At 70.9% G+C, this 5,081-nt stretch carries 5 protein-coding genes; all 5 read right to left on the bottom strand.

Annotated elements, in window-relative coordinates; genetic code table 11:
* Window positions 1-74: 74 nt before the first annotated feature.
* Entirely contained in the window at window positions 75-806 is a 732-nt protein-coding gene (locus tag A5695_RS25180; RefSeq protein ID WP_068089000.1) for a DUF4191 domain-containing protein, read from the bottom strand.
* Window positions 807-854: 48 nt separating this feature from the next.
* Window positions 855-1,778, bottom strand: a complete 924-nt coding sequence (lipA, locus tag A5695_RS25175) for a lipoyl synthase (RefSeq protein WP_068088997.1) — start codon at window positions 1,776-1,778, stop codon at window positions 855-857.
* Window positions 1,775-2,473 (bottom strand): lipoyl(octanoyl) transferase LipB, encoded by a 699-nt coding sequence (gene lipB, locus A5695_RS25170; protein WP_068088994.1) that lies wholly within the window; start codon window positions 2,471-2,473, stop codon window positions 1,775-1,777. Before lipB ends, lipA begins: the two co-directional genes overlap by 4 nt.
* Before the next feature lie 216 nt (window positions 2,474-2,689).
* Window positions 2,690-3,601, bottom strand: coding sequence for a TIGR01777 family oxidoreductase (locus tag A5695_RS25165; RefSeq protein ID WP_068088991.1), 912 nt, complete (start codon window positions 3,599-3,601; stop codon window positions 2,690-2,692).
* Window positions 3,602-3,616: 15 nt separating this feature from the next.
* Window positions 3,617-5,081 (bottom strand): 2-oxoglutarate dehydrogenase, E2 component, dihydrolipoamide succinyltransferase (gene sucB, locus A5695_RS25160; RefSeq protein WP_068088990.1); only part of this gene is annotated, 1,465 nt, incomplete at its 5' end.

Here is a 5,081-nt window from a genome sequence, read left to right as displayed (position 1 = left end):
CGCGGCGGGTCGCCGCCATTAGGCTTCGCAGCGATCGCAAGCGCGGCGAAGCCGGGCGCGGCGGGTCGCCGCCATTAGGCTTCGCGGCGATCGCAAGCGCGGCGAAGCCGGGCGCGGCGGGTCGCCGCCATTAGGCCCCGCGTCCCCAGCGCGGCCAACCTGGACTCGAGCGTGTCCATCTGTTTGGCGGTGATGTTGGCCGGCAGGCGGTTGAGGTGGCGCTCCAACTTGGCCAGTGGAACCTCGTCGTCGCCGTTGCCGACGACCAGGTCATAGATCGGCACATCGCCGATCAGCCGCGCGGTGCGCTTCTTCTCCTGGGCCAGCAGTGGCCGGACCCGGGCCGACGAACCTTCGCCGACGAGGATGACGCCGGGACGGCCGATCACCCGGTGCACCGCGTCGAGGTGCCCGGTCGCGGCTACCCCGGGCGTCACCCGCCACTTGCCCCGCAGGTTGTCCAAAGCCCATGCGGCCGCGCCGGTTTGGCCCTCGGCCTTGCTGTAGACGCTCTTCTGCGCGCGACGGCCGAAGACGATGAACGCCGCCAGCGCGCCCAGCACCACGCCCAGCGGGATCAAGGTGAACATCGTCAGCCCGCCGGCCCACAAGCCGACCGCCACCGAGATGGCCACGATGACGACGAAGGCGCCGATCATGTAGGGCAGCAGCCGCTTGTCCTCGCGGCGCTGCAGGTTGAAGGCCTGCCACAGCTGGCCGCGGCGCTCCTTTGCCGCGGCCTTGCGCGCGGCCTGCGCCTGCGCCCGGGCGGCCTTGTTCTCAGCGGCGGTGCGGGGTTTAGCCATAGTGAAAGAATACGTATCGGCGCTGACCGCTTCGTCGGCGCGGCAACTTCAGGCGCGGGTGCGTGCCGCTTGCTCGTAGAGCCGTCCCGCCCGGTAGGACGACCGCACCAGCGGCCCGGCCAGCACCCCGGAGAAGCCCAGCCCCTCCGCGTCGCGCGCGAACTCGACGAACTCCTCGGGCCGCACCCAGCGCTCGACCGGGTGGTGCCGGGTGGACGGACGCAGATATTGGGTGATGGTGACGATGTCGCAGCCGGCGCCCCGCAGGTCGGCCAGGGCGGTGCGCACCTCGGCGGGGGTCTCGCCGAGCCCCAGGATGAGGTTGCTCTTGGTGACCAGCCCGAACTCACGCGCCGCGGTGATGACGTTCAGGCTGCGCTGATAGCTGAAGGCGGGCCGGATCCGCTTGAAGATCCGCGGCACGGTTTCGACGTTGTGCGCCAACACTTCCGGGCGCGATTCGAACACTTCGGCAAGCCTCGCGGGCTCGCCGTTGAAGTCGGGGATCAGCAGCTCCACACCGGTCGAGGGGTTGAGCTCTTTGATCGCGCGCACGGTTTCGGCGTACAGCCAGGCCCCGCCGTCGGGCAGGTCGTCGCGGGCCACCCCGGTGATCGTGGCGTAGCGCAATCCCATGGTCAGCACGCTCTCGGCGACGCGCCTGGGCTCGTCGCGGTCCAGCGCGGCGGGCTTGCCGGTGTCGATCTGGCAGAAGTCGCAGCGGCGGGTGCACTGGTCACCGCCGATCAGGAACGTCGCCTCCCGGTCTTCCCAGCACTCGAAGATGTTGGGGCAGCCGGCCTCTTCACAGACCGTGTGCAGCCCCTCGCGCCGGACCAGGCCCTTCAGCTGGGTGTATTCGGGCCCCATGCGGGCCCGGACCTTGATCCACGGCGGCTTGCGCTCGATCGGGGTTTGCGCGTTGCGGACCTCGAGGCGCAGCAGTTTGCGGCCTTCGGGTGCGACAGTCACATGGCTGATGCTACGCGCGTGCCGGGGTGTTCCCGGACCGGCAGGATCCCGTCGAGGGCGTCGCCGACGGCGGCGGCGACGGCGGCACGGACATCGTCGACCGCCACCGGGCGCCGCAGCTCGGCCGACAACGAGGTCACGCCCGCGTCGCTGATGCCGCACGGCACGATCGTGCCGAACGCGTCGAGGTCACAGTCGCAGTTGAGCGCGAACCCGTGCAGCGTGGTCGCGCGCGAGACCCGCACGCCGATGGCGGCCATCTTGCGGTCGGGCCGACCGGCGGCGCCGGGCACCCACACCCCGGACCGGCCGTGCACCCGACCCGTCTCCAAGCCCAGGTCGCCGCACACCTTGATCAGCGCCTCCTCGAGCCGCCGAACGTAATGCACCACGTCGAGCGGCTCGCTCAGGCCGATGATCGGATACCCGACCAGCTGCCCCGGGCCGTGCCAGGTGATCTTGCCGCCACGGTCGGTGTCGATGACCGGGGTGCCGTTCACCGGTCGTTCGTGCGGCTCGGTGCGCCGCCCCGCGGTGTACACCGGCGGGTGCTCCAGCAGCAGCAGTGTGTCGCTGCCGCCGGCGACGCGGGCGTCGGCGAGCTCGCGCTGCAGCTGCCAGGCCGTGCGGTATTCGATAGTTCCGAGCTGGCGTAGGTCGATCGCGGCCCTGCTGGAGCGGATGGAATCGACCACGTTCGCGACGGTACTCGCCGGGCAGGCGCCCCGCGACGCGGCGTCACGCTGGCGTGACCCTCGGCGGCGTCAGCCACGCTGGCGTGACACTCGAGGACCGCAGTGGCTAGTCGTGATGGCGGCGACCGCTTCGCCCGGCTTCGCCGCGCTCGCGATCGCCGTAGACCTGATGACGGCGACCCGCTTCGCCCGGCTTCGCCGCGCTCGCGATCGCCGTTAGTCGTGGTCGCGCGGGGCGGTGGCGTAGCCGAGCGCCTCGCCAATGGTGTTGTGGTGGAACTCGAAACCGGCCCGCTCGAGCGCCGACGGGATGGCGCGCTGACCGATGAGCACGCCCTCGTCGGCGAACTCGCCGAGGGCGGTCCGCACCGCGATGCCCGGCAGCATGAACAGGGTCGGGCGATTGACCGCACGGCCGAAGGCAGTGGTGAATTCGGCGTTGGTGACGGGCGCAGGCCCGGTCATGTTCACCGGGCCGGACAGCGCGGGGTTGGAGATCGCGAACAGCAGTGCGCGCACCTCGTCCTCCAGGGTGATCCAGGACATGTATTGCCGGCCGCTGCCCAGTCGAGCCCCCAGGCCCGTCCGGAACAACGGTCGCAACCGCCCCAGCGCGCCGCCGGCGGGGGAGAACACCAGCCCGGTGCGGGCGAGCACCACGCGGGCGCCCCCGTATTGGGCCGGCAGTGTCGCGGCTTCCCAGTCCTCGCACAGCTGGGCCAGGAAACCCTTTCCCGCACGGTCGTTTTCGTCGACCACGCGATCCTTGGTGTCCCCGTAGTAGCCCACCGCGCTGGCGTTGACCAGGGTCGCTACCCCGGCGTCGGCAACGGCATGCGCCAGGACTTCGGTGGGGGCGATGCGGCTGTCGCGCAGGCCCTGCTTGAAGGCGCCCGACCAGCGACGCTGGCCGACGTTGACGCCACACAGGTTGACGACGGCGTCGACGTCGCTGATCGCGTCGACGTCGAATTCGCCGCTCTCGGGGTTCCAGTGCAGCTCGTCGGCATTCGATGGCGCCCGGCGCACGATGCGCAACACCCGGTGGTCGGCCGCGCGCAGGGCTGCGGTCAAGGCGGATCCGATCAGGCCGGATGAACCCGCGATGGCGATGACGGGCTTGGCCACGGTTCGCCAGTCCTCCTAAAGGCCCAAATCGGCCTCGAACGCTCCCTCTTCGAGCCGGTGCTTGATCGTGGTGAGGAAGCGTCCGGCGTCAGCGCCGTCGATGAGCCGATGATCGTAGGTCAGCGGGAGATAGCAGATGGAGCGGACACCGATGGATTCGTTGCCGAATTCGTCCACGATCACCCGGGGCCGCTTCACGATCGCCCCGGTGCCCAGCATGGCCGCCTGCGGCGGGACCAGGATGGGAGTGTCGAACAACGCGCCCTGGCTGCCGATGTTGGTGATGGTGAAGGTGCCGCCGGACAGCTCGTCGGGCTTGAGGTCGCCCGAGCGGGCGCGCGCGGCGATGTCGGAGATGGCGCGCGCCAGGCCCGCCAGCGACAGGTCACCGGCGTTGTGGATGACGGGGGAGAGCAGGCCCTGCTCAGTATCGACGGCGAAGCCGAGATGCTCGGCGTCGTAGTAGGTGATCTCCTTGGTCTGCTCGTTGTAGCTGGCGTTGATGTTGGGGTGGGTTTTCAGCGCATCGATCACCGCCCTGGCGATGAACGGCAGGAAGGTCAGGTTGACCCCCTCGCGCTCGGCGAACGCAGACTTCGCCCTGGCCCGCAACCCGACGATCCGGGTCATGTCGACCTCGTGCGTCTGGGTGAGCTGGGCCGTGGCCTGCAAAGATTCCCGGGTCTTGTTCGCGGTGAGCTGGCGGATCCGGCTCGCCTTCTGCGTGGTGCCGCGCAGGTGCGCCAACGCCGGCGCCGGGGTGGGTGCGGCCGCCGGGGCGGGCTTGCCGTCGGCGGCGGGTGCCTGGGCCGGCGCGGGCGCCTGCTGGGCCTGTTGCTTCTTTTCCGCCGCCGCGAGCACGTCCTGCTTGCGGATGCGGCCACCGACGCCGGTGCCGGTGATCTCGGCGAGGTCGATCCCGTTCTCGGTGGCCAGCTTGCGCACCAGCGGGGTCACGTACGGCGCGCCGTCCTGAGTCGAGCCGCTGGGCTCGGCGGCCGGTTGTGCTTGCGCCGGTTGGGCTTTCGGTGCCGGCTGGGACACGGGCTGCGGCTCGGGCTTCGCCTCGGCCTTGGGTGGTTCGGGTTTGGCCGGCTCGGGCTTGGGTTCCGGCTTGGATTCGGGCTGGGGAGCCGGCGGGGGAGTGGGGGCGGACGCGGCCCCGGAGCCGGTGCCGATCCGCGCCAGCTCGCCGCCGACCGGCACGGTGGCGTCCTCCTCGGCGGTGATGCTGACCAGCACACCGGCCACCGGTGAGGGGATCTCGGTGTCCACCTTGTCGGTCGACACCTCGACCAGCGCGTCGTCGACGCCGACCGAGTCGCCGACCTTCTTCAGCCAGCGGGTCACCGTGCCCTCGGCCACCGACTCGCCCAGCTCGGGCATCAGCACCGGGGTCGCGTCGCCGGAACTCTGCGGTGCGGGTTCGGGTTCGGGTTCGGGCTGGGCGGGCGCGGCCGCTTCGGGCTCGGGCTCGGGT

This window comes from Mycobacterium sp. E1747 (assembly GCF_001667775.1).
In the GTDB taxonomy this organism is placed as follows: Bacteria; Actinomycetota; Actinomycetes; order Mycobacteriales; family Mycobacteriaceae; genus Mycobacterium.
This window is presented reverse-complemented; position numbering and strand designations above follow the sequence as displayed.